The organism is Frankia sp. CeCAU1 (assembly GCF_977971845.1).
The window spans coordinates 2,117-4,456 of sequence record NZ_CDWWXA010000238.1; the positions used below are offsets into that span (position 1 = coordinate 2,117).

Sequence of the window (2,340 nt, forward strand, 5' to 3'; positions counted from 1 at the left end):
GGGCGTGCTCCAGCCACGTGCGCGCCGGTTCCAGCTCAGGTTCGGGTTCCGGCAGGGCGGCGCGCACCTCCGAGACGGGGATACCCAGTTCGATGTCGAACGCCTCACCGCGACGGGCCGCGGCGAGCAGCTCGCCGCGGCGTGCGTCCGCCAAGTTGAATGTCGCGAAATTGCTGCCGAACTCCTTCTGCGCGACCCGCCCGCGAACCCGGTAGGTGGTCTTCCGGCCTCGGATCTCCTTGATGGCCCAGATGCGAACGTCGAAGGAGGTGGGCCGGCCGTCCATGTCGGGACGGCCGGTACCGGTCCGTGGTGTGGTCATGCGGCGGGGTCCTGGATTCGGCTGTCGAGCCAGACGTTCAGGTCATGGCGGTCGATGCGAAGCTGCCCGTTCGGCAGCTTGATGACCTTGGGTGCGACCCCGCGGGCCCGCCAATCGTCGAACGTGCTGCGGGCGAGCGGGCTGTGCTCGTCTCCGAGCTCGGCGAGGACCTGTGCGAGGGAGAGCAGTTCGCGGAAGCCGGGCCGGGGTGGCGCGGTGGCAGACTTCCTCTGTCTCGTGACGTGTCCTGGCGTGGTCTTCGTCGGAATGACATCCGGGCGGGTGGTGCGTGGGGTCATGCTGGTCACGCTCCTTGTCGGGAGTGCGGTCCCGGCGGGTTGCTTGGTCGGCGGGTCGCCGGGGCCGCTTCGGGTGGTGGTTTTCAGGCGGTGTTGCGCCGGTTGAGAGGGGCGCACGTGGCGGGGTTGGGCGGGGTATGCGTCCCATCCGTACCAACGTCGTTTTTGCAGGTCAGGGGTGGTACGGATTGCTCGGCTGGTACGGATTGATCCGTACCAGGGGGGTGGTGTGGTACGGATCGATCCGTACCGGGGTTGGGATCCGTACCGGGGTTGACCTGCGGTTTTACGTTTGGTACGGCTGGTACGGATACCTCGGATGGGGTGGGGGTGTAGCGGTGCCAGGCGTCGGTGAAGGCGTCGCGGCGGTAGCCCTTGGCCTGGCCGACGGGGAAGCGGATGGTTTCGCTTTTGATCTCGAAGTCGCGGAGGATGTCGCCCATCCGTTTGCCGGTCAGTCCGGTGGGTCCGCTGCTGGCCCAGGGGGCTTCGGGGTCGCTGTTGAGGGCTTTGAGGAGCTGTTCGGTTGGTGCGGCGGGTGGGTTGCCGAGGGTGGTGAACGCGGCGCGGATGTCGGTGAGCAACCGGATCCGGGTGGAGACATCGGCGGCGTCGGCGGCTTGTTCGGTGAGGACGATGACCGCGCGGCGGGCCCGGTCGGGCCAGGGGCCGTCGGCGTGGTCGGCGACGGCGACGAGGGGTTCCCAGGTGTCGGCGGCGCGGTCTTCGACGGGCATGGCCGGTTCGGCTTTTTCCAGGCCGGTCAGGTCGCGCCGTAGCCATGTGGCGAGGTGGGTGGCGAGGGTGTGTAGGTGGGGGCGGTCGCGTTTGTGCCGGTAGGGGGCGACGGTTTCGCCGGGGGCGCGGCGGCGCATCCGGATGACCACGGCGCGGTCTTCGATGGTGTCGGGCATGGCGCCGATGCCGGCGAGGGCGGCCATGGCGAAGGTGGGCAGGATTTCGCGGGTGCGGGTGGTGTTGTCCCAGCGGATCGCGGGGCGGTTGCGTTGGTGGCCGGCGTTGAGTAGTCCGCGGAGGTCTTCGTTCGCGTCGGCGTTTTTTCCTCCGAAGATCGCGTCGGCTTCGTCGACGAGCAGGGTGGGGGGGTCGTCGTCGATGGAGCGGTAGACCGCGGCACTGCTGGTGTTGACGGTGATCAGCGGGTTGTGACAGGTGGCCTCGACCACGTCCAGCAGCCGGGACTTGCCGCAGCGTTTCTCCGGGCCGCGGATGACCAGCCTGGGCGCATGCGCCCAGGCGGGTTGGGCGTGGGTCGCGGCGATCCACAGCACGACCGCGTCTGCGGCTTCCGGGGTGGGCAGGACGACGTAGCGGATCAGGGCGACGCGGACGGCGTCGAGGATCGCGGCGCCGTCGATCGGCGGGCGGGTCATGCGGGGATCTGCCGGGGCCGGCGGGCTCCGGCGCGTAGGCCGGATCGGATGGTGGCTTCGGCTTCGGTCCAGGTGAAGCCGTCGGTGCCGATGTGGATTGCCACCCCCTGTTTCAGCCTGTCCGTCACTTCGTGTTCGGTGAGGGCGCCGCCGGCGACGAGTTGTCCGAGGTTCTGCGCGGCGATGTAGAGGGTGTTGTTGCGGTGGCTGGTGGCGTTTTCGACGTAGGCGGCTTGCCGGTCCAGGGCGGCGTGTAGGTAGGCGGCGCGCCGTCCGGCGGGGAGGCGCAGCGGGGCGGGCCGCCTACCTACACGCCGCCCTGGAC

At 69.5% G+C, this 2,340-nt stretch carries 2 protein-coding genes and 2 pseudogenes; all 4 read right to left on the bottom strand.

What is annotated here, in order from left to right; all coding sequences use genetic code 11:
* Positions 1-322: pseudogene (locus AC08OO_RS22875) on the bottom strand (integrase); the annotation flags it as partial.
* Positions 319-621 carry a helix-turn-helix transcriptional regulator gene (locus tag AC08OO_RS22880; protein WP_476619060.1) on the bottom strand — a complete coding sequence of 101 codons (303 nt, stop codon included), beginning with the start codon at positions 619-621 and terminating at the stop codon, positions 319-321. The gene AC08OO_RS22880 and the pseudogene AC08OO_RS22875, both read right to left, overlap by 4 nt.
* A gap of 83 nt (positions 622-704) precedes the next feature.
* Complete coding sequence (locus AC08OO_RS22885) at positions 705-2,015, bottom strand: DUF3631 domain-containing protein (protein ID WP_476619061.1); 1,311 nt, start codon at positions 2,013-2,015, stop codon at positions 705-707.
* Positions 2,012-2,340, bottom strand: a pseudogene (locus AC08OO_RS22890) (bifunctional DNA primase/polymerase); the annotation flags it as partial. The gene AC08OO_RS22885 and the pseudogene AC08OO_RS22890, both read right to left, overlap by 4 nt.